We start from the raw sequence: 26,532 nt of genomic DNA, 5'->3' as shown, positions 1-26,532 counted from the left end.
GCTTTTTCTCGTATTCTTAGCCAAAGGTAACGAATGGGTTGAAAAACAGCAGCGCAAGATACGCAATAAAACCACATAATAACAGAGCGCCCGCCAGATGGCCGATGCGATGTTTACGCCCGATGCACAGCGCGCTGAGCGCGATGATGGCCGCCAGCATCACCCAGTAGTCGCGCTGGAAGGCGGCCGGGTCGAGCCGGCTGGGCGACAGCAGGGCGGGCACGCCGAGTACGATCGCCATATTGAAAATATTCGAACCGATAATATTGCCGATCGCCATATCGCCTTCGCCTTTCAGCGCGCCGGCTATCGACGTGGCGAGCTCGGGCAGGCTGGTGCCGACGGCGATCATCGTCAGACCGACCGCCAGCTCGCTCATGCCGAAATAGTGAGCGATAACCGTGGCGTTATCGACCACCATCCGCGAAGCGAGCGGCAGGATAATAAACGCCAGCACCAGCCACAGCGTGGCGACGGTGGCGCTGCCGCTTTGCGGCAGCTCGGCCATCTGCTCCCTGGTCAGGCTGTCATTGCCTTCGCGCTGGGCCAGCCGCGCGATCTTCAGCATCAGAGTGATAAAGCCAGCGGCGGCGACCAACAGCAGCGCACCGTCCAGCCGGCTGAGCTGGCTGTTCATCAACACCAGGCCGCATAATACTGTGACCGCCAACATCAGCGGCAGTTCGCGCCGCAGTATCTCTGAGCGGACCGCCAGCGGGTGAATCACCGCGGCAACGCCTAAAATCAACAGGATATTGGTAATATTGGAGCCGAGAACGTTGCCGACCGCCATATCGCTCTGGCCGTTCAGCGCTGCGGTGACGGACACGAACAGCTCCGGCAGCGAGGTGCCGATGCCGACGATCGTCATGCCGATGATCAGCGGCGGCACGCCCAGCGAACGGGAAATCACCGCCGCGCCATAAACCAGGCGGTCGGCGCCATATACCAGTAAAAACAAGCCAACGATAAATAATGCTATTGCGAGAAACATGCGTGTCCTTTGCGGGCATTATTCCCTGGGATTTGCCACTGCCGATCGCCGCCCTTCGGCGCTGTTGGGCGCGCGGGGCGTATGGCGATGACGTGAAACCGACAGGGAGCCCGATTCGTTGGTCAAACATAGCCCGGCGGCTATTTTTTCTGCCCACCATTACCGGCTTGCGCCGGGGGATGGGCGCCATCGCCATCTGTGTCGTTATTTTTCGTGATGTGACTAATTTTGACCCTGCGCAGCGTAAAAGTAAAACTAATGGCATCATTGGTAGCGAAATGGCGGTAAGTTTTTGTAAAAATGCGCCGTATTGCGCCCGGTAGATTATTATCAGCGGGTGATATAGCCAACTGAAGCCGTACAAGGATCCAAAAACATGTACCAGCAGGCAGATAATCTGGTCGAAGTGCGCGGTATGACGTTCTCCCGCGGCGATCGGCTGATATTTGAAGACATCAACCTGACGGTTCCCCGTGGTAAAGTGACGGCGATTATGGGGCCGTCCGGCATCGGCAAGACCACCTTGCTGCGCCTGATCGGCGGGCAACTGGCACCGGATAGCGGTGAAATCTGGTTCGACGGGGACAATATTCCCGCGCTGTCGCGGCATAAACTGTACGACGCGCGCAAAAAGATGAGCATGCTGTTCCAGTCAGGGGCGCTGTTCACCGATTTAACCGTATTTGAGAACGTGGCTTTCCCGCTGCGCGAACACAGCCAACTGCCGGAGGCGCTGATTCGCACCACGGTGCTGATGAAGCTTGAGGCGGTGGGGCTGCGCGGCGCGGCGGATCTGATGCCGAACGAGCTGTCCGGCGGCATGGCGCGGCGTGCGGCGCTGGCGCGGGCCATTGCGCTCGACCCGCAGCTGATCATGTTTGATGAGCCGTTTGTCGGTCAGGATCCGATCACCATGGGCGTACTGGTTAAATTGATTGATGAACTGAACCATGCGCTGGGGATCACCTGTATCGTGGTGTCACACGACGTGCCGGAAGTGCTGAGCATTGCCGACTACGCTTATATCGTAGCGGAACACCATGTGATAGCCGAAGGAACCGCACAGCAGTTACAGAACAATCCTGATGCACGCGTGCGCCAGTTCCTGGATGGTATTGCCGACGGGCCGGTGCCGTTCCGTTATCCGGCCGGTGATTACCAGGCCGAATTGTTAGGGTAAGGGAGTAGATATCCTCATGTTATTACAGGCGTTAGCGTCTCTTGGACGCCGTGGCATCAATATCAGCACCGCCTTCGGGCGCGCCGGTCTGATGCTGTGGGGCGCGCTGATCGGGCGGCCTGAACCGCGCAGGCAATGGCCGCTGCTGATCAAGCAGCTGCACAGCGTCGGCGTACAGTCGCTGTTGATTATTATGGTTTCCGGGCTGTTTATCGGCATGGTGCTGGGGCTGCAGGGGTATCTGGTGCTGACCACCTACAGCGCCGAGGCGAGTCTGGGCATGATGGTGGCGCTGTCGCTGCTGCGCGAACTAGGGCCGGTGGTGACCGCGCTGCTGTTTGCCGGCCGTGCAGGCTCCGCACTGACCGCAGAAATCGGCCTGATGAAAGCCACCGAACAGATTTCCAGCCTGGAGATGATGGCGGTCGATCCGCTGCGGCGCATCGTAGCGCCGCGTTTCTGGGCCGGGATGATCAGCATGCCGTTGCTGACCCTGATCTTCGTTGCCGTTGGTATCTGGGGCGGCTCGATAGTCGGCGTGGATTGGAAAGGCATCGACAGCGGCTTCTTCTGGTCGGCGATGCAGGGCGCCGTCGAATGGCGTCAGGATCTGCTGAACTGCGTGATCAAGAGCGTGGTATTCGCGATAACCGTGACCTGGATTGCTATCTTTAACGGTTATGATGCGGTGCCGACCTCTGAAGGGATTAGCCGGGCAACGACCAGAACGGTGGTACATTCGTCTCTGGCGGTGTTGGGATTGGATTTTGTGCTGACAGCACTGATGTTTGGGAATTGAGTCGATGCAAACGAAGAAGAGTGAAATCTGGGTTGGGGTATTTATGCTGATCGCGCTGGCCGCCATCATCTTTATCTGCCTGCAGGTTGCCAATGTGAAATCCATCGGCAACGAACCGACCTACCGTATCTATGCCACCTTCGATAACATTGGTGGCCTGAAAGCGCGTTCGCCGGTGAAGATTGGCGGGGTGGTGATCGGCCGCGTGGCGGATATTGAACTGGATCCGAAAACGTATTCGCCGCGCGTTGCGCTGGATATTCAGGATAAGTACAACCAGATCCCGGATACCAGTTCCCTGGCAATCCGCACGTCGGGCCTGCTGGGGGAACAGTTTCTTGCCCTGAACGTCGGCTTTGAAGACCCGGAAATGGGGACTGCTATTCTCAAGGATGGCGGCACCATTCAGGACACGAAATCAGCAATGGTGCTGGAAGATTTGATCGGCCAGTTCCTGTATAAAAGCGGCGGTCAGGATGAAGCCAAGCCGGATGCTGCGGGTGCAGCGCCGGCAGCCGCCCCGAGTCATTAAAAGAGGAAACCTGCATGTTTAAACGTTTATTGATGGTTGCCCTGTTGGTGGTTGCACCGCTGGCAAGCGCGGCGGACCAAACCAACCCATACAGCATGATGCAAGAAGCGGCGGAGAAGACCTTTACCCGCCTCAAAACCGAGCAGCCGAAAATCAAGCAGGATCCGAACTCGCTGCGTTCCATCGTGCATGAAGAGCTGATGCCGTACGTTCAGGTGAAATACGCCGGCGCGCTGGTGCTGGGCCGTTATTACAAAGAAGCGACGCCGGCGCAGCGTGAAGCGTACTTCACCGCGTTCCAGGCCTATCTGGAGCAGGCATACGGCCAGGCGCTGGCGCTGTATCACGGCCAGACCTATCAGATTGCGCCGCAGCAGCCGCTGGGGGACGCCAATATCGTGGCGATTCGCGTCACCATTATCGACACCAACGGCCGTCCGCCGGTGCGTCTTGATTTCCAATGGCGTAAAAACAGCAAGACCGGCCACTGGCAGGCATATGACATGATCGCCGAAGGCGTCAGCATGATCACCACCAAGCAGAATGAGTGGGCGTCAACGCTGCGTACCAAAGGCATCGACGGCCTGACTCAGCAACTGCAGGCGGCGGCCAAGCAGCCGATCACGCTGGACCAGAAAAAGTAATGGCTGAGTCTCTGCGTTTCGATGACCAGCAGCAGACGCTGGTGCTGCACGGCGACCTGGACCGGGAAACGCTGCTGCCGCTGTGGCGGCAGCGCGCTAAGCTGCTGAAAGGCAAAACGGCGATTGACGTGGCGCAGCTGCGCCGCGTGGACTCTTCCGGTTTGGCGCTGCTGGTGCATCTGCGTGCCGAACAGCTGCGCAACGGCGTGGAATTGAAAATTTCCGGCGCCACCGACCGTTTGAGAACGCTGATCGCTTTGTACAATCTGCAGGAGATAATGCCTGTCGAGACACGGAGTTAGGCGCGGTTTATCGGCGCGGCGGTAAGTACATGATCGAAAGCCCCTGTTATGCAGGGGCTTTTTCTTTAGTTTAAGAAAGCGCCGTATTCCTCTAAGATATCAGGCTGATTATGATCCTTTGTAGCAGAACGGGATACCATGGAAAATAGCGAAATTAAAGACGTGCTGATGAATGCATTGGCGCTGGAAGAAGTGCAGGTGACGGGCGACGGCAGCCACTTTCAGGTGATTGCGGTCGGTGAACTGTTTGGCGCCATGAGCCGCGTCAAACAGCAGCAGGCGATCTATGCGCCGCTGATGGAATACATTGCCGACAACCGCATTCATGCCCTGTCGATCAAGGCATACACCCCTGAAGAGTGGAAGCGGGATCGCAAACTCAACGGATTTTAAGGCTGCGGGCCTTTCGGGCCGGCAGCGTTGATACCCGGTTGACCGACGGCGCAGGCAAGGGAGCACAGCGGCGCGCTTGCGGGCGGCCAGTGTGCGGCGGCGTGGGTTGGCGGGTATTGTGGACGAGACAACAGAGAGTCATTAGATGGATAAATTTCGAGTGCAGGGCCGTACCCGCCTGAGCGGGGAAGTGGCTATTTCCGGGGCGAAAAACGCCGCCCTGCCGATTCTGTTTGCCGCGTTGTTGGCAGAAGAGCCGGTCGAGTTACAGAATGTTCCCAAACTGAAAGACATCGATACCACCATCAAGCTGTTGAGCCAGCTGGGTGCGAAAGTTGAACGTAATGGTTCGGTGTTTATGGACGCCAGCGGTGTGAACGAACTCTGCGCGCCTTACGATCTGGTGAAAACCATGCGCGCTTCCATCTGGGCGCTGGGTCCGCTGGTCGCCCGTTTCGGCTATGGCCAGGTTTCTCTGCCGGGCGGCTGCGCCATCGGCGCGCGTCCGGTCGATCTGCATATCACCGGTCTGGAACAGCTGGGTGCCGAGATCAAACTGGAAGAAGGCTATGTGAAGGCATCCGTCGATGGCCGTCTGAAGGGCGCGCATATCGTGATGGACAAGGTGAGCGTGGGCGCTACCGTCACCATTATGAGCGCCGCGACGCTGGCGACGGGCACCACCGTGATTGAAAACGCCGCACGCGAGCCGGAAATTGTCGATACCGCCGAATTCCTGAATACGCTGGGTGCAAAAATCAGCGGCGCCGGCAGCGACAAGATCACCATTGAAGGCGTTGAGCGTCTGGGCGGCGGCGTGTACCGTGTTCTGCCTGACCGTATTGAAACCGGCACCTTCCTGGTGGCGGCGGCGATCTCCGGCGGCAAGGTGCTGTGTCGTGATACTCGTCCTGACACGTTGGATGCGGTGCTGGCCAAGCTGCGTGAAGCCGGTGCGGATATTGAAGTCGGTGAGGACTGGATCAGTCTGGATATGCACGGTCAGCGGCCAAAGGCCATTACCATTCGCACCGCGCCGCACCCGGGCTTCCCGACCGATATGCAGGCGCAGTTCAGCCTGTTGAACCTGGTGGCTGAAGGTACCGGCGTTATCACCGAAACCATCTTCGAAAACCGCTTCATGCACGTACCGGAGCTGATCCGCATGGGCGCACATGCGGAAATCGAAAGCAACACGGTAATCTGCCATGGCGTTGAGCAACTGTCCGGTGCGCAGGTGATGGCGACCGATCTGCGCGCTTCCGCCAGCCTGGTGCTGGCCGGCTGTATCGCCGATGGCGTGACCATCGTTGACCGTATTTATCATATCGATCGCGGCTATGAGCGTATCGAAGATAAGCTGCGTGCGTTGGGCGCGAATATCGAGCGCGTAAAAGGCGAGTAAATAAAAAATGCATTACGTCCCCCGCAGGACGTAATGCATAGTTATTGAATCACTCTGTAAAAATGCATCTGATTAGGTGCATTTTTTATTCATCAGCATGGATAACTGAATTATTTACCCATCGTTTCGCGATAGCGCTGAGCATATTCGGCGACGGTATCGCGATCGGTCATCAGGCCAATAACACCACCGACGAAACCGCCGATGATTGGAGCAATGACGACGCCAACCAGCTGGGCAAAGGCACCAAACATGATGCTGCCGCCGGTAGCGAATTTCGCCATGCCGGCGCCGCTGGCGATGCCATCCATGATACCCCAAAGCATACCATCGAAAGTACCGCCGCTAACGGTGGTCAGTTCTTTATTGTTTAATTCACGCATGTAATGTCCTTATATATAAATTAAAATAAATATATTTTTTATATGAATGCAGATTTTCAAGAGAAATAAAATAATATTGCTCTGGAAATCGCGTGGTTAAAAGTACAAGAGATTAAGAATTAAATAAACAGTTTAATATGGAAATGATGATTTATTTTTTATAACTACAAACTAAATGAATGGATGTATATTTTAATATCTATTTTATTTATTAAATTTAATTATATGTTTAATGCATGATTATTATTTTGGCGTGGCTTGTCGGTAGAATATGGGGCGAAGAAAAGAGGGGGGGGCTGACGTATCAACAAACGCATACGGAGATGCCTTCGCCGATACGTCTCGTATGACGCTAGTTGTTATCTTCCGGGAACTCACCCACCGTCATTTGCAGCGTGATGCGTTTGCCGTCGCGCAGTACTATCACCGGAATTGTGGTGCCAGGGCGGATTTCCGCAACTTGGTCCATGGTTTCCAGTACGGAGATCGCCGGTTTATGGTTGACGTTGATGATAATATCGTTGATATGGAAATTGGCGTTAGCCGCCGGGCCGTTCGGCGTAATTTCGGTCACGATAATCCCCTGCAGGCGATCGATGCCGCTGTTGGAGGTGCGCAGCGGGATAATCTCTTTGCCCTGGATGCCGAAGTAGCCGCGAATAACGCGACCATCACGAATCAGCTTTTCCATAATCTTGCTGGCCAGCTCGGTAGGAATGGCAAAGCCCAGCCCCTCCGGGGTTTCGCCGTTGGTGACTTTGTCATAAGTCAGCGTATTGATCCCCATCAGCTCGCCCAGCGAGTTCACCAGCGCGCCGCCGGAGTTGCCGCGGTTGATTGACGCATCGGTCTGCAGGAAGGTCTGGCGGCCGGTGGTGCTCAGACTGATGCGTCCGGTGGCGCTGATAATCCCCTGGGTAACGGTCTGACCAAGGTTATAGGGGTTGCCGATCGCCAGAACCACGTCGCCGATATGTGCCATACGTTTGGTATTGATGGGAATAACCGGCAGATTGCCCGGATCGATCTTGAGCACCGCCAGATCGGTCAGGCTGTCGGAACCGACCAGCAGCGCTTCGTAGCGGCGGCCGTCCTGCAGCACCACGGTAATCTGCTGCGCATCCTTGATTACGTGGCGGTTGGTCAGGATATAGCCGTGATCGTTCATAATGACGCCGGAACCGAGCGACAGCACGTTGGGGGCGCCGCTCATGTTGCGGTTGTAGATATTTACCACTGCGGGCGCGGCGCGGCGCACCGCTTTGTTATAACCGGCCGGGGTTTCGTCGGCGGTACTCTCCATTTTCTCTGCAAACAGTTGATTGGAATAACGCAGCACGGGAAGCGCTGCCAATAGCAGGCCGGCAACGATTAAACCAATAACAGTGGAACGCAAGAGCTTAGCAAACATGGAGTTTTAACAGATAAAATAAAGGATGAACGGAGAATAACACGAGTTAACCGGGTGCAGTATGCTACCGCACCCGGTTTTTGTACAAATTAACGCATTAACAGGTAAATGGTTTCGCCGCCACGGACGATATTCAGCGCCATCACTGGCGGTTTCGCCGCCAGGACTTTGCGCAGTGTGGTGATGCTTTCAACGCGCTGACGGTTGATGCCGATAATCACATCGCCTTTTTGCAGGCCCATCTGCGCCGCCGGCGTACCTTTGCCGACGTTGTCGATCTTCACGCCTTTCTCGCCGCCCGGCAGCGCGCCGTTGCTCAGTGAAGCGCCCTGCAAGGCCGGGGACAGGGTTTCCGCGCTGGTGGAAGCGGTTTCGCTGTTATCCAGCGTGACGGAGACCTCTTGCTGCTTACCGTCGCGCAACAGGCCGATCTTGATGGTTTTGCCCGGCGCGGTGGTGCCGACCTTGGCGCGCAGTTCAGCGAAGCTGCCGATTGGCTTGCCGTCGACGGAAACCAGAATATCGCCGGCTTTGATACCGGCCTTGGCCGCAGCGGATTTTGGCAGCACTTCGCTGACAAAGGCGCCGCGCTGCGCGTCGGTATTAAAGGCCTTGGCGATATCGGCGGTCATCTCGCTGCCTTTGATGCCCAGCAGGCCGCGCTTCACTTCGCCGAACTCGATCAGCTGCTGGCTCAGGTTCTGCGCCATATTGCTGGGGATGGCGAAGCCGATGCCGATATTGCCGCCGCCCGGCGCCAGAATAGCGGTGTTGATACCGATCAGTTCGCCGTTCAGATTCACCAGCGCGCCGCCGGAGTTGCCGCGGTTAATTGAGGCATCGGTCTGGATAAAGTTCTCCAGGCCCTCCAGGTTGAGGCCGCTGCGCCCCAGCGCGGAGATAATGCCGGAGGTGGCGGTTTGCCCCAGGCCGAACGGGTTGCCGACGGCGACGGCAAAGTCGCCGACGCGCAGTTTATCGGAATCGGCCATTTTCACCGCGGTCAGGTTCTTGGCGGTGATCTGCAGCAGCGCGATGTCGGTCTGTTCGTCGCGGCCAAGCAGCTTGGCGTCGAACTCGCGGCCGTCATTCAGCTGCACTTTGATTTTGTCAGCGTTGGCGATGACGTGGTTGTTGGTAAGAATATAGCCTTTGGCTGCGTCAATAATCACGCCTGAACCGAGGCCTTCAAACGGACGAGAACTTTGCTTCTGTGTAGGGAAATTAGGGCCGAAGAAATATTTGAACTCTTCCGGCAAACGTTGGCGCTGCACCTGAGTCCCTTCAATATGCACACTGACCACGGCGGGTAAGACTTTTTCCAGCATCGGCGCCAGGCTTGGCAACTGCTGCCCCTGGACGGCGAGTGGCAAGGCCGCATTGGCCACCGGTACGGAGGTAAGCGTCAGGCCAATACTCATTGCTAATGCACTAAGAATTAACGACTTTTTTTTCATTGATAATAACTCTCTCATTACCTGCCGGTGAAATTAATTAACCACTAAAGGTAAGGTTAAGACCGTGAATTTGCGTCATAAGTTCACCGCCAACATCCATTTAAGGCTTTAGGATAGCGCAGGAATCGCATCGGGGGGAGGGGGAAAGTACAAAAGCCCGCGCAAAATTTACGCGGGCTGAAAACGGCGGTCAGTCGCGACGCGGCGCACCACGCAGCAGGCCGGAAGCGCCTTCGGAGTAGTCGCGCGGCATTTCAACCGGCGCCTGATCGTTATCCGCTTCGGATTCGCTCAGGCGATAACGGAACGGGTTTTCCTGCATCGGCAGGTCCGGCAGCAGGTTATTGGAGCTTTTCGCCATATGTTGATAGAGCTGGCGATAGTCGCGCGCCATGTTGTCCAGCAGTTCCGCACTGCGGGCAAAATGGCCGACCAGTTCCTGACGGTACTCTTCCAGCTCGGTTTTGCTTTTATCCAGTTCGTTTTGCAAAACCTGTTGTTGACGTAGTTTACGGTTACCAAAGCGCATCGCTACCGCACCGATGACGATACCGACCACCAAACCAATCAGCGCATACTCCCAGGTCATGATGACTCCTATTGTGACTTCGTTGTTCCGCAGGGATTTTTCACTTAATAATATCCACTATAACCGTTAACCTTGTCCGAGTGGAATCCTGAAGCGCTGTTACCTTGGCTTTTCCGGGTTTTTGAGTGGGCCGCAATGCGGGGAAATGTGGCGATAACCGGAAATATGACCGGTAACGCGCGGCTAAAATGGGCTAAATAAATTCTTTATCCGCGCTGTGCGCCAGCGGGCGCGGGCGGAGCGATTGCAGGGAACATTAGGCAACATGTATTCACCATCACCGTTAACACGCTACCAGCAGGCGCTGGACGCCGGCGACTATCAGGCCGATGAGGTGCAGCGCCGGGCGGTCAGCCAGTTAGATTCCATTTATCAGCAGTTGATACAACAAACGCCCGACGCGCCGCCAGAGGCCGGCGGTCTGCGCGGCAAGCTCAGCCGCTGGCTGGGAAAAGGCGGCCGTCCGGCGGCGCAGCGCCCGGTGCAGGGGCTGTATATGTGGGGCGGCGTCGGGCGCGGCAAAACCTGGCTGATGGATATGTTCTTCCACAGCCTGCCGGGGGAGCGCAAACTGCGGCTGCATTTTCACCGCTTTATGCTGCGGGTGCACGAAGAGCTGGCGCAGCTGCAGGGGCAGGAAAACCCGTTGGAGGTTGTCGCCGACGGCTTTAAGGCGCAGGCGGACGTCTTATGCTTTGACGAGTTCTTTGTCTCCGACATCACCGACGCCATGCTGCTGGCGACGCTGCTGCAGGCGCTGTTCGCCCGCGGCATTACCCTGGTGGCCACCTCGAACATCCCGCCGGACGAGCTGTATCGCAACGGCCTGCAGCGCGCACGCTTCCTGCCGGCCATCGATCTGATCAACGAGTACTGCGACGTGATGAACGTGGACGCCGGCATTGACTATCGCTTGCGCACCCTGACTCAGGCGCATCTCTACCTGACGCCGCTGAATGCGCAGACTCAACAGGCGCTGGACGATATCTTCAGCAAACTGGCGGGCAAGGGCGGCGACGAATCGCCGCTGCTGGAGATCAACCACCGGCCGCTGCAGGCGCTGCGCGCGGCGGACGGCGTGCTGGCGGTGGATTTTCATACGCTGTGCGAAGAGGCGCGCAGTCAGCTGGATTACATCGCGCTGTCGCGCCTGTATCACAGCGTTATCCTGCATAACGTGCGGGTGATGGGGCCGCTGAAGGAGAGCACCGCGCGCCGTTTCCTGGCGCTGGTGGATGAGTTCTACGAGCGTCACGTCAAACTGGTGATCGCCGCCGAGGCGCCGATGTTCGACATTTACCAGGGCGAGCGGCTGAAGTTTGAATACCAGCGTTGCCTGTCGCGCCTGCAGGAGATGCAGAGCGAAGAATATCTGAAGCTGCCGCATCTGCCGTGATATCATACGGGCCTCCACGCATCGAGGCCCGCCTGATGCCGCTAAAATGCATTTTTCCTGCAAAAACTGTTCGATCTTTGCGGGTGACTTCTCTATAATCTTGCGACCCCACGTTACAACAAAGTTTTTTTCCCAAAAACTTTATAGTGCCGGCAATGGCTATTCGAAGGGGTAGGTTTGCTGGACTTGATGGTCGTGTGAGCCTCAACTGTTTTCGAGCGTTTGGGTGTTCACCAACGTGTAACTAATTATTGGGTAAGCTTTTAATGAAAACTTTTACAGCTAAACCAGAGACCGTAAAACGCGACTGGTACGTTGTTGATGCGAACGGTAAAACTTTAGGCCGTCTCGCTACTGAACTGGCTCGTCGTCTGCGCGGCAAGCATAAAGCGGAATACACCCCGCACGTTGATACCGGTGATTACATCATCGTTCTGAACGCTGACAAAGTTGCTGTAACCGGCAACAAGCGTAACGACAAGATGTACTACCACCACACCGGCCACATCGGTGGTATCAAAGAAGCGACCTTTGAAGAGATGATTGCCCGCCGTCCTGAGCGTGTGATTGAAATCGCGGTTAAAGGCATGCTGCCAAAGGGTCCGTTGGGTCGTGCAATGTTCCGTAAACTGAAAGTTTACGCGGGCACCGAGCACAATCACGCGGCACAGCAACCGCAAGTTCTGGACATTTAATCGGGATTAATGGCAATGGCTGAAAATCAATACTACGGCACTGGTCGCCGCAAAAGCTCCGCCGCTCGCGTCTTTATCAAGCCGGGCAACGGTAACATCGTTATCAACCAGCGCAGCCTGGAACAGTACTTCGGTCGCGAAACTGCCCGCATGGTAGTTCGTCAGCCGCTGGAACTGGTCGACATGGTTGGCAAACTGGATCTGTACATCACTGTTAAAGGTGGCGGCATCTCCGGTCAAGCTGGCGCTATCCGCCACGGTATCACCCGTGCGCTGATGGAATACGACGAGACTCTGCGTTCTGAACTGCGTAAAGCTGGCTTCGTCACTCGTGACGCTCGTCAGGTTGAACGTAAGAAAGTCGGCCTGCGTAAAGCACGTCGTCGTCCGCAGTTCTCCAAGCGTTAATTTATTCTGCTGCGGCAGAACGAATTATGCGAAAAACCCGGTGTTGCACCGGGTTTTTTTATGTCTGAAATTCCCCCCCACCGGTGAAAAATCTGCGCGTCGCCAGACAAATAGTGATGAAATCGCCGCCCGCTCCCCACAAAACGGGCAAAATCTGGTAAACTATCATCCACTTTTGCGCCTGTTCGCCGAGCAGTTGCCGCCAGTTACCTCCGAGGCCGCTTTCCAGACCTAAGGTTACCTGCGTGCTGCTGGCCTGCGGTCAAGATCATTCAGGATAGCAGCCGGATATTCCCATGCGTTTTCACTTTGCCATGGGCAAGGTGCAAGCTTCGGGGCTAAGTTGGCTATTCGCAGTATTTTCTAGATAAAACTTGGAGGTTTTCATGGCTGTCGCTGCCAACAAACGTTCGGTAATGACGCTGTTTTCTGGCCCGACCGACATTTTTAGCCATCAAGTACGTATCGTACTGGCGGAAAAAGGTGTCAGCGTCGAGATTGAGCAGGTTGAACCGGATAACCTGCCACAGGATCTGATCGACCTCAATCCTTACCAAACGGTGCCGACGCTGGTCGATCGCGAGCTGACGCTGTATGAGTCCCGTATTATCATGGAATACCTGGACGAGCGCTTCCCGCACCCGCCGCTGATGCCGGTTTATCCGGTAGCGCGTGGCGAAAGCCGCCTGATGATGCTGCGCATCGAAAAGAACTGGTATTCGCTGATGTACAAGATCGAGCAGAGCAGCGGTCAGGAAGCCGAATCTGCCCGCCGTCAGCTGCGTGAAGAACTGCTGGCCATTGCGCCGATCTTTGCTCAGGCGCCATATTTCATGAGCGAAGAGTTCAGCCTGGTGGATTGCTACCTGGCGCCGCTGCTGTGGCGTCTGCCGCAGCTGGGCATTGAACTGAACGGCGCCGGTTCCAAAGAGCTGAAAGGCTATATGACCCGCGTCTTTGAACGTGATGCGTTCCTGGCCTCACTGACCGAAGCCGAGCGCGAAATGCGCCTGCATACTCGGGGTTAATCATGGATATGTCGCAGATGACGCCGCGCCGCCCTTATCTGCTGCGGGCGTTTTATGACTGGCTGCTGGACAACCAGCTGACGCCGCATCTGGTGGTCGACGTAACACGCCCGGACGTTCAGGTGCCGATGGAGTTCGCGCGCGATGGTCAGATCGTTCTGAACATTGCGCCGCGTGCGGTCGGCAACCTGCAGCTGGGCGACAACGAAGTGAGCTTTAACGCCCGCTTCGGCGGCGTACCGCGTCAGGTGCTGGTGCCCCTGGCCGCGGTGCTGGCGATTTACGCCCGTGAGAACGGCGCGGGAACCATGTTCGAACCGGAAGCCGCTTACGATGAAGGCGAAGGTGCTTTCGACGAGCTGGAGACGGTGCCTTCTGAAAGCCTGATGTCGGTTATCGACGGCGATCGTCCTGACAACGGTGACGATAACGATCCGGATGATGAACCGCCACAGCCGCCACGCGGCGGGCGCCCGGCGTTGCGCGTGGTTAAGTAAGCGCAACTTCCGTTTGATTGAAAAGGTACAGCATGCTGTACCTTTTTTTATTGGCAGAATCCGGGACAGAACACCGTGTTAATGTCCGAAGGCCTCTGCCGTAAAACGCCATAAAAAAACGGCCTCCCGTCGGGGAAGCCGTTTGGCACAGTCATTTAAGCCGCGTGGCGAGGTTACACTTCCAGATAGTTCAGGATGCCGTCGGCGGCTTTACGCCCCTCGGCAATCGCCGTCACCACCAGGTCAGAGCCGCGCACCGCATCGCCGCCGGCGAAGATTTTCGGGTTGCTGGTCTGGAACGCGTTGTCGCTGCCTTCCGGTGCCACAATACGCCCCTGCTTGTCGAGCTGGACGTCATGCGCCGCCAGCCAGTTCATCGCATGCGGACGGAAACCGAAGGCCATCACCACCGCGTCGGCATCCAGCACGTGCTCGGAACCCGGCACCGGCTCTGCCGCCTGACGGCCGTTGGCATCCGGCTCGCCCAGCTGAGTGCGCACCATTTTCACCCCGGCTACGCGCCCGGCGGCGTTCAGCTCGATGCTGAGCGGCTGCAGGTTGAACTGGAACTCGACGCCTTCCTCCCGCGCGTTGGTCACTTCGCGTTTGGAGCCAGGCATATTCGCCTCATCGCGACGGTAGGCGCAGGTCACCTGCGTGGCGCCCTGACGGATGGAGGTGCGTACGCAGTCCATCGCGGTATCGCCGCCGCCCAGCACCACCACGCGCTTGCCTTCCATGCTGACATACGGCTCCTGCTCACTGCTCTGGTAGCCCATCAGCTGCTTGGTGTTGGCGATCAGGAACGGCAGGGCATCGTAGACGCCCGGCGCACCTTCATTCTCCAGGCCGCCGCGCATCGACTGATAGGTGCCGACGCCGAGGAACACCGCGTCGTACTCGTCAATCAGCGCGTCCAGCGCGACGTCTTTGCCGATTTCAGTATTGAGCTGGAATTCGATGCCCATCTCGCTGAAGATTTCACGGCGCTTGATCATCACCTCTTTCTCCAGCTTGAACGCCGGAATGCCGAAGGTCAGCAGGCCGCCGATCTCCGGGTGACGATCGTAGACCACGGCTTTGACGCCGTTGCGGGTCAGCACGTCGGCACAGGCCAGACCGGCCGGGCCGGCGCCGACGATCGCCACGCGTTTGCCGGTCGGCTGGACGTGCGACATATCCGGTTTCCAACCCATTTCGATGGCTTTATCGTTGATATAACGTTCGATATTGCCGATGGTTACCGCGCCGAACTCATCGTTCAGCGTACAGGAGCCTTCACACAGGCGATCCTGCGGACAGACGCGGCCGCACACTTCCGGCAGGCTGTTGGTCTGGTGCGCCAGATCCGCCGCCTCCATGATACGCCCCTCATTGGCCAGCTTCAGCCAGTTCGGGATGTAGTTGTGCACCGGGCACTTCCACTCGCAATACGGGTTGCCGCAGGACAGACAGCGGTCCGCCTGCGCTTCGGCCTGCGAATCCGAAAACGGCTCGTAGATTTCCACGAAATCGATTTTACGGATCTTCAGCGGTTTCTTCGGCGGATCAACGCGCTGCAGGTCGATAAATTGATAAACATTCTGACTCATTATGACCTACCTCTTACTGCGCCTGAACCCGCAGCTCGGCTGCGGAACGACTACGGTGACCCAACAACGCCTTCACATCGCTGGACTTTGGCTTGACCAGCGCGAATTTCGGCACCCAGGTCGGCCAGTTGGCCAGAATCTCTTCCGCACGGGAAGAGCCGGTCGCCTGTACGTGCTCGGTGATCAGGCCGCGCAGGTGTTCTTCGTGAATCGCCAGCTGATCGAGTTCCAGCACTTCCACCAGCTCCGGGTTGACGCGTTTACGGAATTCGCCGTCTTCATCCAGCACGTAGGCGAAGCCGCCCGTCATACCGGCGCCGAAGTTGATGCCGGTTTTACCCAGCACGCAGACGATACCGCCGGTCATATATTCACACCCGTTGTCGCCGATGCCTTCCACCACGGTGATGGCGCCGGAGTTACGCACGGCGAAACGCTCGCCGGCGCGGCCCGCGGCGAACAGCTTGCCGCCGGTGGCGCCGTACAGGCAGGTGTTGCCGATAATGCTGGCCTCATGGCTGCGGAAGGCGGAGCCGAGCGGCGGCCGCACCGCGATACTGCCGCCGGCCATGCCTTTACCGACATAGTCGTTGGCATCGCCGGTCAGGGTCAGCTCTACGCCGCCGGCGTTCCAGACGCCGAAGCTCTGGCCGGCAGTGCCGGAGAAGTGCGCCCTGATCGGATCGGCCGCCATGCCCTGATCGCCGTGCACGCTGGCGATCGCCCCGGACAGGCTGGCGCCGACGGAACGGTCGGTGTTACGGATATCGAAGTAGAACGCTTTGCTGCGTTTTTCTTCGATGTAGGGCTGCGCCTGCGCCAGCAGCTCTTTGTTCAGCAATCCGTGGTCGAACGGCGGGTTGCTGCCTTCGGTGCAGTACTGCGCCTTGCCCGGATGCGGCGTGGCGGTCTGCAGCAGCGGCGACAGGTCCAGTTTGTTCTGCTTGGCGGAAATACCGTCCAGTTCGCTGAGGAACTCGGTGCGGCCAATCAGATCCACCAGTTGGCTGACGCCCAGCTGCGCCATAATCTCGCGGGTTTCACGCGCGATGAAATGGAAGTAGTTGGTGACGCGTTCCGGCAGGCCGTGATAGTGATCGCGGCGCAGTTTTTCATCCTGAGTGGCGACGCCGGTCGCGCAGTTGTTCAGGTGGCAAATACGCAGGTATTTGCAGCCCAGCGCCACCATAGGCCCGGTACCGAAGCCGAAGCTTTCCGCGCCGAGAATCGCCGCCTTGACGATATCGACGCCGGTTTTCAGGCCGCCGTCCACCTGCAGGCGGATTTTATGGCGCAGGCCGTTGGCCACCAGCGCCTGTTGCGTTTCCACCAGGCCCAGCTCCCACGGACAGCCGGCATATTTCACTGAGGTCAGCGGGCTGGCGCCGGTGCCGCCGTCGTAGCCGGCGATGGTGATCAGGTCGGCATAGGCTTTGGCGACGCCGGTGGCGATGGTACCCACGCCCGGTTCGGAAACCAGCTTCACCGAGATCACCGCTTTCGGGTTCACCTGTTTCAGGTCGAAAATCAGCTGCGCCAAATCTTCAATGGAATAGATATCGTGATGCGGCGGCGGCGAAATCAGCGTCACTCCCGGCACCGAATAGCGCAGCTTGGCAATGTACGGCGTGACTTTATCACCCGGCAGCTGGCCGCCTTCACCCGGCTTGGCGCCCTGGGCGACTTTAATCTGAATCACATCGGCATTCACCAGGTAGGCCGGCGTAACGCCGAAGCGCCCGGAAGCCACCTGCTTGATGCGCGATACCTTGTTGGTGCCATAACGTGCCGGATCCTCGCCGCCTTCGCCGGAGTTGGAGAAGCCGCCGAGGCCGTTCATGGCTACCGCCAGCGATTCGTGTGCTTCCGGGCTCAGAGCGCCGATCGACATCGCCGCGGTGTCGAAGCGGGTAAACAGCGCTTCGGCCGGCTCCACCTGATCGACCGGGATCGGCTCGCCCTGCGGTTTAATCGCCAGCAGGTCGCGCAGCGTGGCGACCGGGCGTTCGTTAACCAGACTGGCGTAGCGCTGGTAGTCGGCGTAGTCGCCGCTGTGCACCGCCTGTTGCAGGCTGTTAACCACGTCCGGATTGTAAGCGTGGTATTCGCCGCCGTGGACGAATTTCAGCAGGCCGCCCTGATCCAGCGGCTTACGCTTCAGCCAGGCGCGTTTGGACAGGTTCTGCAGATCCTGCTGGAAGTCGCTGAAGCTGGCGCCGTTGATGCGGCTGACCACGCCCTGGAAACAGAGGTCGGACAGATCGCGGTGCAGGCCGACGGCCTCGAACAGTTTGGAGCAGCGGTAAGAGGCAATGGTCGAGATGCCCATTTTGGACATGATCTTGTACAGCCCCTTGTTGATGCCGTTACGGTAGTTCAGCATCACATCGCGGTATTTCTTGTCGATGGTCTGGTTGTCCACCAGCTTGGCCAGGGTTTCATAGGCCAGATACGGGTAGATGGCGGTGGCGCCGAAGCCCAGCAGTACGGCGAAGTGGTGCGGATCGCGCGCGCTGGCCGTTTCCACGATGATGTTGGCGTCGCAGCGCAGGTTTTTATCCACCAGACGCGTCTGCACCGCGCCGACCGCCATCGGCGCCGGTAGCGGCAGGCGGTTCGGGGCGATAGCGCGGTCGGACAGAACCAGCAGCACGGCGCCGTCGCGTACTTTCTGTTCCGCTTCGTCGCACAGCGTGCGGATTTTCTGCTCCAGATCCTGTTCACCCGGGTCAAAGGTCAGGTCGAGCGTATCGGTGCGGTAGTATTCGCCTTCCAGCGTGGTGAGCTGTTTGAAGTCGGAATACAGCAGAATCGGCGATTTGAAGCTCAGGCGGTGCGCCTGACCTTCCGCTTCGCTAAAAACGTTCATCTCGCGGCCGATATTGGTGGCCAGCGACATCACGTGAGCCTCACGCAGCGGATCGATCGGCGGGTTGGTGACCTGCGCGAACTGCTGGCGGAAATAGTCGTAGATAATGCGCGGGCGGCTGGAGAGCACGGCGAACGGCGTATCGTCCCCCATGGAGCCGGTCGCTTCCTGGCCTATCTCCCCCAGAACGCGGATCACCTGATCCAGTTCTTCGCTGCTGTAGCCGAATTGCTTCTGATAGGTCTCCAGCTGTACGTCGTCCAGCTGACGGCTGCCCACCTGGTCTTCCGGCAGGTCTTCGAACGGCACCAGGCGCTTGACGTTCTTTTCCATCCACTCTTTATACGGATGGCGACTTTTCAGATCGTTATCGGTCTCGGCCGAGTGCAGGATGCGGCCGCTGCGGGTGTCGATGACCATCAGTTCGCCCGGACCGACGCGGCCTTTTTCCACCACTTCGTCCGGCTGATAGTCCCAGATGCCGACTTCGGAGGCGCAGGTGATCAGCTTATCCTTGGTGATGACATAGCGCGCCGGACGCAGGCCATTACGGTCGAGGTTACAGGCAGCGTAGCGGCCGTCGGACATGACGATGCCCGCCGGGCCGTCCCACGGCTCCATATGCATGGAGTTAAAGTCGAAGAAGGCGCGCAGATCGCCGTCCATCTCCGGGTTATTCTGCCAGGCTGGCGGCACCAGCAGGCGCATGGCGCGGATAATATCCATACCGCCTGCCAGCAGCAGCTCCAGCATATTGTCCATGGAGCTGGAATCAGAGCCGGTTTCGTTAATGAACGGCGCGGCGGAGTGCAGATCCGGAATCAGCGGCGTCTGGAATTTATAGGTTCGCGCGCGCGCCCACTGGCGGTTGCCGGTAATGGTGTTGATCTCGCCGTTGTGCGCCAGGTAGCGAAACGGTTGCGCCAGCGGCCAGCGCGGCACGGTATTGGTGGAGAAGCGTTGGTGGAACAGACAAATGGCGGATTCCAGACGCAGATCGGCCAGATCGAGATAAAAACGCGGCAGATCTGCCGGCATGCACAGGCCTTTGTAGATCGTCACCAGATTAGAGAAACTGCAGACGTAGAAGCTATCGTCCTGAATGCGTTTTTCAATGCGGCGACGGGCAACGAACAGGCGGCGCTCCAGATCGCGCGGACGCCAGCCGGCCGGAGCGTTGACAAAGACCTGTTCGATGCGCGGCAGCGACGACAGGGCGATCTCGCCCAGCACGTCCGGGTTGGTGGGCACTTCGCGCCAGCCGACGACCGACAGCGTTTCGTTTTGCAGTTCTTCTTCAACAATGCGGCGGCTGGCGCGGGCTTCCTCGTCATTCTGACTGAGGAACATCATGCCGACGGCATAGTTTTTGGCTAAACGCCAGCCGCGCTCTTCCGCAACCATACGGAAAAAGCGATCGGGCTTTTGCAATAACAGGCCACAGCCGTCGCCGGTCTTGCCGTCGGCAAGGATGGCGCCACGGTGTTGCATACGGGCCAGTGCGTGGATCGCGGTACGCACTACCTTGTGGCTAGGTTCGCCTTCTATGTGGGCGATCAGGCCGAAACCACAGTTGTCCCTCTCTTGGGATTTATCGTACAACATATCAGTGAACCTCCCCAGGCTCTGCATGACTCTCACAACCTACTGCGAGGGGGCTTCCCAACATCAGGCGAACGCCGACGGCTTATCCCCCCATGAAAAGCATCATGATGGTGAATAATCCAGTCTGCTTTTGCGCCCTCTGTTAATGGCCTCTCGTGACGGTTATCACAAGTGGTGACTACTTGTTTTAAGAGGGAGTCTTTAAATACTGCATAAATATGACGAGTCGTTTGCCCGTCCAGAAAGCTTCCAGCGGACTTCCAACTTAATCCAGAAAGAATACGCAGGTCAAATATGGGCTTAAACCGCGTTTACATTCGGTTAATGTGATTTATCTATATGAAATATTTATATTTTTGTGGGGATTTGCCGGCGTGGAGGCGCACCGTCGCCCCGGAAGAAATGTGAGCTGTCTCACTATAGTGCAAGGTTTGAATCTCTGCACCATGCTAGTGCGGGCGGTAATATCAGAGTATTGTTCTGATGTATAAGAGTATTCCAATGTTTATCACTATTTTTCATCGTCTTGTCATATAGCGATAAATAACTGCTACGGAATTAGAAAAATTCATCGCGGGCTGGGTGATTTTATTTGCGTTTATAATGAATAGTTATGCCAAGGCGAGCCTTTAAGAAAAAGCGTTGATCTCTGTCATCGTGGGAAAAGCCGTTTCTTATTAGCATCGGCGGCTTTGAACACAGAGAACCATCCAGAATATGCAGTTGCCGCAATTAGTCAATATGTTTGGCGCTGACCTCCAGCGCCGCTACGGGGAGAAGATCCATAAACTGACGCTGCACGGCGGCTTCAGCTGCCCGAACCGTGACGGTTCGCTGGGGCGCGGCGGCTGCACATTTTGCAACGTGGCGTCTTTTGCCGATGAGCAGATGCAGCGGCAGAGCATTGCCGAACAGCTGGCGGCGCAGGCGCATAAAACGCAGCGCGCCAGGCGTTATCTGGCGTATTTTCAAGCCTATACCAGCACCTATGGCGAAGTGGAGCGGCTGCAGACGCTCTACGGCCAGGCGCTGGCGCAGAGCGAGATGGTGGGGCTGTGCGTCGGCACCCGGCCGGACTGCGTGCCCGCTGCGGCGCTCGATCTGCTGGCTGGCTACCGCGAGGCCGGCTATGAAGTCTGGCTGGAGCTGGGGCTGCAGAGCGCGCACGATAAAACGCTGAAACGCATCAACCGGGGCCATGATTTCTGCTGTTATCAGCAAACCGTCAGACTGGCGCGGCAGCGGGGGCTGAAAGTATGCTGTCACCTGATTGTCGGCCTGCCGGGCGAGGCGCCGGCCGACCATCTGGATACGCTGCGGGCGGTGGTCGACAGCGGCGTGGACGGCATCAAACTGCATCCGCTGCATATCGTCAGCGGCAGTATTATGGCCCGCGCCTGGCAGGCCGGCCGGCTGACGACGCTGACGCTGGACGAGTACGCCGCCAGCGCCGGTGAACTGATCCGCCATACGCCGCGCGAGGTGGTGTTCCACCGTATTTCGGCCAGCGCGCGACGCCCGACGCTGCTGGCACCATTATGGTGCGAAAACCGCTGGAGCGGCATGCAGGCGGTCGGCGGCTATCTGCAGCAGCATGGCGGCCAGGGCTCGGCGCTGAGCCCCACCTGCCGTTACCGCCCCTGAGCGCCGTTTTGCCGCCTTTTCCACACTTCCGCCGACGTAATCTCTGTTACGGGACGATTTGCGGTATGATTTAAGCCATATGTCTGTAGGGAGCCGTTCATGAAGCAAATCCGGGTGTTGGCCCAGTACTACGTTGATTTAATGGTGAAGCTGGGGCTGGTGCGCTTTTCGCTGCTGCTGGCTTCGGCACTGGTGGTGCTGGCGATGGTGGTGCAGATGGCCGTGACCATGCTGCTGCGTGGCGAGGTCGAGAGCATCGACGTGGTGCGCTCTATCTTCTTTGGCCTGCTGATCACCCCGTGGGCGGTTTATTTCCTGTCGGTGGTGGTGGAGCAGCTGGAGGAGTCGCGTCAGCGGCTGGCGCGGCTGGTCGACAAACTGGAGGAGATGCGCCACCGTGACCTGAAGCTGAACCAGCAGTTGAAGGACAACATCAGCCAGCTCAACCAGGAAATCGCCGACCGTATCAAGGCGGAAGAGGCGCGTCTGCAGGTGATGGATAAGCTGAAAGAGGAAATGGAACAGCGTGAACTGGCGCAGATAGAGCTGGGCCAGCAGTCCGCGTTGCTGCGTTCATTCCTCGATGCTTCGCCGGATTTGGTGTATTACCGCAATGAAGACAAAGAATTTTCCGGCTGCAACCGGGCGATGGAGCTGCTGACCGGCAAAAGCGAAAAACAGCTGATCGGTCTGACGCCGAATGACGTCTATGAGCAGGATATTGCGGATAAAGTGATTGAAACCGACGAGAAAGTATTCCGTCACAACGTTTCGCTGACCTATGAGCAGTGGCTGGTATACCCGGACGGCCGCAAGGCCTGTTTTGAGCTGCGCAAGGTGCCGTTTTACGATCGGGTGGGCAAGCGCCACGGGCTGATGGGCTTCGGACGCGATATTACCGAGCGTAAGCGCTATCAGGACGCGCTGGAGAACGCCAGCAGGGATAAGACCACCTTTATCTCAACCATCAGCCACGAGCTGCGTACGCCGCTTAACGGCATCGTCGGTCTCAGTCGTATCCTGCTGGATACCGAACTGAACGACGAACAGCTGAACTACCTGAAAACCATCCACGTCAGCGCGATTACCCTCGGCAACATTTTCAACGACATTATCGAGATGGATAAAATCGAGCGGCGCAAGGTGCAGCTGGACAACCAGCCGGTTGATTTCACCGGTTTCCTGGCGGATCTGGAAAACCTCTCCGGCCTGCTGGCGCAGCCGAAGGGGCTGCGCTTCGTGTTGGAGCCGCATGCGCCGCTGCCGCAAAAAATCATTACCGACGGTACGCGCCTGCGTCAGATTCTGTGGAATCTGATCGGTAATGCGGTGAAGTTTACCCAGCAGGGAAACATCACGGTGCGGGTGCGACGGGAAGGGCAGGAAAAACTGGTGTTCGACGTAGCGGATTCCGGCATGGGCATCCCGCAGGACGAGCAGGACAAAATCTTCGCCATGTATTATCAGGTCAAGGACCAGCGCGGCGGGCGGCCGGCAACCGGTACCGGCATTGGTCTGGCGGTGTCCAAACGTCTGGCGCAGAGCATGGGCGGCGACATCACCGTCAGCAGCCAGCCGGGACATGGCTCCTGCTTTACGCTGACCATCAAGGCGCCGGCGCTGGAGGAAGAAGTGACGGAAGCGGAGAGCGAAGAGGCGCTGCCGCTGCCGGCGCTGCATATTTTGCTGGTGGAAGATATTGAGCTGAACGTGATCGTGGCGCGTTCGGTGCTGGAAAAACTGGGCAACAGCGTAGAGGTGGCGATGAACGGCCATGATGCGCTGGCCATGTTCGATCCGGATGAATTCGACCTGGTGCTGCTGGATATCCAACTGCCGGATATGTCTGGACTGGATATCGCCCGTGAGCTGCGCGAACGCTACGCCGGGCAGATGCTGCCGCCGCTGATTGCGCTGACCGCCAACGTCCTGAAAGATAAAAAAGAGTATCTTGAAGCGGGCATGGACGATGTATTGAGCAAACCGCTCTCGGTACCGGCGTTGACCAAAATGATTCAGCACTATTGGGATCATCAACCTACTCATGCCACAAAGAAAACGGAGCACAACGCGATGCAGATTAACGAGTCGTTATTGGATACCGCCATGCTGGAGCAGTATATGGAGCTGGTGGGGCCACAGCTGATTCACCAGAGTCTGGAGATGTTTGAGCAGATGATGCCAGGCTATCTGGCGGTGCTGGATTCCAACATGACGGCGCGTGACCAGAAGGGCATCGCCGAGGAAGGGCATAAAATCAAAGGTGCGGCTGGCTCGGTCGGCCTGCGTCATCTGCAACAGCTGGCGCAGCAGATTCAGACGCCAACGCTGCCGGCGTGGTGGGATAACGTACAGGACTGGGTGGATGAACTGAAGCAGGAGTGGCAGAACGACGTCGCGATGCTGCGCGCCTGGGTGAAGAATGCTGAAAAAAAATGACCCCGACCTAGGCCGGGGTGCGCGAATATTGCGCCAACACCAGGGAAAACGTGAACCTGCGTATTGGTTTTAAGTTTCTGCTTGCGCAGGTTGTAGAAAATTCTGAAACCTCCGAGGAGGATTCCTATACATCATACAGCCAACAACATACCAAATGTAAGCGCTCTTGTTAGAAGATTCATTAAAATGTGTGATGTAGATTAGTGTTTGTCAACTTGGCGCACTAAGTCATTGACAATATTAGCGAGGAGAACGGCGATGAAACAGGTTGGGGTAGTACTCAGCGGCTGTGGGGTTTATGACGGTACAGAGATTCATGAGGCGGTGCTGACGCTGCTGGCTCTGGATCGCGCCGGGGCGCAGGCGGTATGTTTTGCGCCGGATCGTCCCCAACTGCATGTAATTAATCATTTATCTGGGGAAGAGACCGGCGAGCAGCGTAATGTTCTGGCGGAGTCGGCGCGGATAACCAGAGGCCATGTGCAACCGCTTTCTGCCGCGCGCGCCGAGCTGTTGGATGCGTTGATCGTGCCGGGCGGTTTCGGCGCAGCCAAGAATCTGAGCAGCTTTGCGGCGCAGGGCACCGAGTGCGAGGTGGATGAGGATTTGGCAATATTGACCCGCGAAATGCATAAGGCACATAAACCAATTGGTTTTATGTGTATTGCGCCCGCGCTGTTGCCGAAGCTGCTCGACCAGCAGGTCAGGCTGACCATTGGTAACGATCCCGATCTCGGGGAAGTGATTGATACCATGGGCGGAGAACCGGTGATTTGTCCGGTTGACGATATTGTGGTCGACGGCGAAAACAAAGTGGTGACGACGCCGGCGTATATGCTGGCGCAGTCGATCGGCGAAGCGGCCAGCGGAATTGATAAGCTGGTGTCACGCGTACTGGATCTGACCGAATGAGAAGAAAGGCGGCGCGCAGATCGCTGTTATCTCTTCCCTGGCGCTGGCTGAAACGCGGGGTACTGACGCTGCTCGGCCTGTGGCTGGCCGGCATTGTGCTGTTTGCGTTCCTGCCGGTGCCGTTTTCCGCCGTGATGCTGGAACGGCAGGCCAGCGCCTGGCTGCGCGGCGATTTTGGCTATGTGGCGCACTCAGACTGGGTGGCGATGAGTGAGATATCGCCCAATATGGCGTTGGCGGTGATGGCCGCCGAGGATCAAAAATTCCCGCAGCACTGGGGGTTTGACGTCGCCGCCATTGAGAAGGCGCTGGACCATAACGAGCGGCGTCCGGCGCGCATCCGCGGCGCATCGACCCTGTCGCAGCAGACGGCGAAAAATCTGTTCCTGTGGGACGGGCGCAGCTGGCTGCGCAAAGGGCTGGAAGCCGGGCTGACCGGCGGCATTGAGCTGGTGTGGAGCAAACGACGCATTCTGACGGTGTACCTCAACATTGTAGAGTTGGGCGACGGCGTGTTTGGCGTTGAAGAGGCGTCACAGCGCTATTTCAATAAGCCGGCCCGGCGTCTCAGCGCGTCCGAAGCGGCGTTGCTGGCGGCGGTATTGCCGAACCCGCACCGTTTCAAGGCCGATGCGCCGTCGGCGTACGTGATACAGCGTCAGCAGTGGATTTTGCGCCAGATGCGACAGCTGGGCGGCGAGAGCTTCCTGCGGGCCAATAAGCTGGATTAAAAAGAGAAAAGACGGGGCGAGGCGGGCGCCTCACCCCGTGGAGCATTACTTCACATAGGTAAAGGCGGTGGTGACGTGTTTGACGCCGCTCACCTGGCTGGCGATCTGCGCCGCCGATTGCCCTTCCTGTTCGGTCACCAGGCCGAGCAGGAACACTTCGCCGTTCTCGGTAGTCACTTTCACGTTAGAGGATTTCACCGTGTCGCTGGTCAGGATCTGCGAGCGAACCTTCGTGGTGATCCAGGTATCCGCTGAGGCGGTGCTCAGGCTGACCGGCGTGCCCTGACGGATTTCGTTATACACCTCGGTGGCGCCTTCCACGCCCATGGCGATCTGTTTGGCGCGGGCGGACAGGTCAGAATTTGGCGCCTGGCCGGTCAGCAGCACTTTGCCCTGATAGGCGGTAGCCACCACGCGGGCGTCTTTCTTCAGTTGCTGGTCTTTACTCATTGCGTTTTCGACCCGCGCTTCCAGCGTGCCGTCGTCAACCTGTGTGCCGATAGTGCGCGGATCGGTCGCGGTTTTAGTCGCCACCGCCGCGCTGCCGACCACCACTGCCGGCACGCAGCCTTGCAGCATCAGAGCGCCTAGCAGCACGGCGTAAACAGTATGAAGCTTCATTCGAAC

Annotated in this window: 25 protein-coding genes; 17 read left to right on the top strand and 8 right to left on the bottom strand. The window is 57.8% G+C overall.

Annotated elements, in window-relative coordinates; all coding sequences use genetic code 11:
• Positions 1–16 precede the first annotated feature (16 nt).
• Positions 17–994 (bottom strand): calcium/sodium antiporter, encoded by a 978-nt coding sequence (locus TAN611_RS20830; RefSeq protein ID WP_105232756.1) that lies wholly within the window; start codon positions 992–994, stop codon positions 17–19.
• 2 nt (positions 995–996) lie between these two features.
• Here TAN611_RS20830 and TAN611_RS20825 point away from each other — a divergent pair, with 2 nt between their 5' ends.
• The 8 genes from TAN611_RS20825 (at position 997) to murA (ending at position 6,249) form a co-directional block, all read left to right on the top strand.
• Positions 997–1,317, top strand: coding sequence for a hypothetical protein (locus TAN611_RS20825; protein WP_105232755.1), 321 nt, complete (start codon positions 997–999; stop codon positions 1,315–1,317).
• 53 nt (positions 1,318–1,370) lie between these two features.
• The gene (gene mlaF, locus TAN611_RS20820; protein ID WP_105232754.1) at positions 1,371–2,174 is read left to right on the top strand and encodes a phospholipid ABC transporter ATP-binding protein MlaF; all 804 of its coding nucleotides are present in this window, start codon (positions 1,371–1,373) and stop codon (positions 2,172–2,174) included.
• Positions 2,175–2,190: 16 nt separating this feature from the next.
• Positions 2,191–2,973, top strand: coding sequence for a lipid asymmetry maintenance ABC transporter permease subunit MlaE (gene mlaE, locus TAN611_RS20815; RefSeq protein ID WP_105232753.1), 783 nt, complete (start codon positions 2,191–2,193; stop codon positions 2,971–2,973).
• Between the two features lie 4 nt (positions 2,974–2,977).
• Positions 2,978–3,505, top strand: coding sequence for an outer membrane lipid asymmetry maintenance protein MlaD (gene mlaD, locus TAN611_RS20810; protein ID WP_105232752.1), 528 nt, complete (start codon positions 2,978–2,980; stop codon positions 3,503–3,505).
• Between the two features lie 14 nt (positions 3,506–3,519).
• Positions 3,520–4,149 (top strand): phospholipid-binding protein MlaC, encoded by a 630-nt coding sequence (mlaC, locus tag TAN611_RS20805; protein ID WP_105232751.1) that lies wholly within the window; start codon positions 3,520–3,522, stop codon positions 4,147–4,149.
• Positions 4,149–4,451 (top strand): lipid asymmetry maintenance protein MlaB, encoded by a 303-nt coding sequence (gene mlaB / locus TAN611_RS20800; RefSeq protein ID WP_197950600.1) that lies wholly within the window; start codon positions 4,149–4,151, stop codon positions 4,449–4,451. Before mlaC ends, mlaB begins: the two co-directional genes overlap by 1 nt.
• Before the next feature lie 138 nt (positions 4,452–4,589).
• The gene (ibaG, locus tag TAN611_RS20795; protein WP_015961996.1) at positions 4,590–4,844 is read left to right on the top strand and encodes a BolA family iron metabolism protein IbaG; all 255 of its coding nucleotides are present in this window, start codon (positions 4,590–4,592) and stop codon (positions 4,842–4,844) included.
• A 145-nt stretch (positions 4,845–4,989) separates the two neighbouring features.
• Positions 4,990–6,249, top strand: a complete 1,260-nt coding sequence (murA, locus tag TAN611_RS20790) for a UDP-N-acetylglucosamine 1-carboxyvinyltransferase (protein ID WP_105232749.1) — start codon at positions 4,990–4,992, stop codon at positions 6,247–6,249.
• 110 nt (positions 6,250–6,359) lie between these two features.
• Here murA and TAN611_RS20785 read toward each other — a convergent pair whose 3' ends face one another.
• The 4 genes from TAN611_RS20785 to zapG form a co-directional block, all read right to left on the bottom strand.
• Positions 6,360–6,632: a bacteriocin gene (locus tag TAN611_RS20785; RefSeq protein WP_105232748.1), complete on the bottom strand. Its 273-nt coding sequence runs from the start codon at positions 6,630–6,632 to the stop codon at positions 6,360–6,362.
• Between the two features lie 352 nt (positions 6,633–6,984).
• Entirely contained in the window at positions 6,985–8,043 is a 1,059-nt protein-coding gene (gene degS / locus TAN611_RS20780) for an outer membrane-stress sensor serine endopeptidase DegS (RefSeq protein ID WP_105232747.1), read from the bottom strand.
• A gap of 89 nt (positions 8,044–8,132) precedes the next feature.
• Positions 8,133–9,500: a serine endoprotease DegQ gene (degQ, locus tag TAN611_RS20775; protein WP_105232746.1), complete on the bottom strand. Its 1,368-nt coding sequence runs from the start codon at positions 9,498–9,500 to the stop codon at positions 8,133–8,135.
• A 190-nt stretch (positions 9,501–9,690) separates the two neighbouring features.
• Positions 9,691–10,089 (bottom strand): Z-ring associated protein ZapG, encoded by a 399-nt coding sequence (gene zapG / locus TAN611_RS20770; RefSeq protein ID WP_015961991.1) that lies wholly within the window; start codon positions 10,087–10,089, stop codon positions 9,691–9,693.
• 265 nt (positions 10,090–10,354) lie between these two features.
• Here zapG and zapE point away from each other — a divergent pair, with 265 nt between their 5' ends.
• The 5 genes from zapE (at position 10,355) to sspB (ending at position 14,113) form a co-directional block, all read left to right on the top strand.
• Positions 10,355–11,485: a cell division protein ZapE gene (gene zapE / locus TAN611_RS20765; protein WP_105232745.1), complete on the top strand. Its 1,131-nt coding sequence runs from the start codon at positions 10,355–10,357 to the stop codon at positions 11,483–11,485.
• A gap of 266 nt (positions 11,486–11,751) precedes the next feature.
• Positions 11,752–12,180: a 50S ribosomal protein L13 gene (rplM, locus tag TAN611_RS20760; RefSeq protein WP_015961989.1), complete on the top strand. Its 429-nt coding sequence runs from the start codon at positions 11,752–11,754 to the stop codon at positions 12,178–12,180.
• Between the two features lie 15 nt (positions 12,181–12,195).
• Positions 12,196–12,588: a 30S ribosomal protein S9 gene (gene rpsI / locus TAN611_RS20755; RefSeq protein ID WP_004937080.1), complete on the top strand. Its 393-nt coding sequence runs from the start codon at positions 12,196–12,198 to the stop codon at positions 12,586–12,588.
• A 386-nt stretch (positions 12,589–12,974) separates the two neighbouring features.
• Positions 12,975–13,616, top strand: a complete 642-nt coding sequence (gene sspA, locus TAN611_RS20750; RefSeq protein ID WP_054307417.1) for a stringent starvation protein SspA — start codon at positions 12,975–12,977, stop codon at positions 13,614–13,616.
• 2 nt (positions 13,617–13,618) lie between these two features.
• Positions 13,619–14,113, top strand: a complete 495-nt coding sequence (sspB, locus tag TAN611_RS20745; RefSeq protein ID WP_105232744.1) for a ClpXP protease specificity-enhancing factor — start codon at positions 13,619–13,621, stop codon at positions 14,111–14,113.
• A 173-nt stretch (positions 14,114–14,286) separates the two neighbouring features.
• Here sspB and TAN611_RS20740 read toward each other — a convergent pair whose 3' ends face one another.
• Both TAN611_RS20740 and gltB read right to left on the bottom strand, forming a co-directional pair.
• A complete protein-coding gene (locus TAN611_RS20740; RefSeq protein ID WP_105232743.1) occupies positions 14,287–15,705 on the bottom strand; it encodes a glutamate synthase small subunit in 1,419 nt (472 codons plus the stop codon).
• Positions 15,706–15,718: 13 nt separating this feature from the next.
• Positions 15,719–20,179: a glutamate synthase large subunit gene (gene gltB, locus TAN611_RS20735; RefSeq protein ID WP_203066964.1), complete on the bottom strand. Its 4,461-nt coding sequence runs from the start codon at positions 20,177–20,179 to the stop codon at positions 15,719–15,721.
• A 717-nt stretch (positions 20,180–20,896) separates the two neighbouring features.
• Between gltB and TAN611_RS20730 the strand changes: the two genes are divergently transcribed.
• From TAN611_RS20730 to mtgA, 4 genes are all read left to right on the top strand, one after another.
• Positions 20,897–21,823, top strand: coding sequence for a TIGR01212 family radical SAM protein (locus TAN611_RS20730; RefSeq protein WP_111736308.1), 927 nt, complete (start codon positions 20,897–20,899; stop codon positions 21,821–21,823).
• Between the two features lie 99 nt (positions 21,824–21,922).
• On the top strand, positions 21,923–24,262 hold the full coding sequence (arcB, locus tag TAN611_RS20725) for an aerobic respiration two-component sensor histidine kinase ArcB (protein ID WP_203066963.1): 2,340 nt from the start codon (positions 21,923–21,925) through the stop codon (positions 24,260–24,262).
• Between the two features lie 258 nt (positions 24,263–24,520).
• Positions 24,521–25,174: an isoprenoid biosynthesis glyoxalase ElbB gene (elbB, locus tag TAN611_RS20720; protein WP_203066962.1), complete on the top strand. Its 654-nt coding sequence runs from the start codon at positions 24,521–24,523 to the stop codon at positions 25,172–25,174.
• The gene (gene mtgA / locus TAN611_RS20715; protein WP_105232738.1) at positions 25,171–25,905 is read left to right on the top strand and encodes a monofunctional biosynthetic peptidoglycan transglycosylase; all 735 of its coding nucleotides are present in this window, start codon (positions 25,171–25,173) and stop codon (positions 25,903–25,905) included. Before elbB ends, mtgA begins: the two co-directional genes overlap by 4 nt.
• A gap of 45 nt (positions 25,906–25,950) precedes the next feature.
• Here the strand turns inward: mtgA and dolP are convergent, their stop codons facing one another.
• Positions 25,951–26,526 carry a division/outer membrane stress-associated lipid-binding lipoprotein gene (dolP, locus tag TAN611_RS20710; RefSeq protein ID WP_105232737.1) on the bottom strand — a complete coding sequence of 192 codons (576 nt, stop codon included), beginning with the start codon at positions 26,524–26,526 and terminating at the stop codon, positions 25,951–25,953.
• Positions 26,527–26,532 lie beyond the last annotated feature (6 nt).

This window comes from Serratia sp. Tan611 (assembly GCF_905188235.1).
GTDB classification, from domain to species: Bacteria; Pseudomonadota; Gammaproteobacteria; order Enterobacterales; family Enterobacteriaceae; genus Serratia_B; species Serratia_B rhizosphaerae.
The sequence above is the reverse complement of the archived record's forward strand: the minus strand, read 5'-3'. Positions and strand labels throughout refer to the sequence as shown.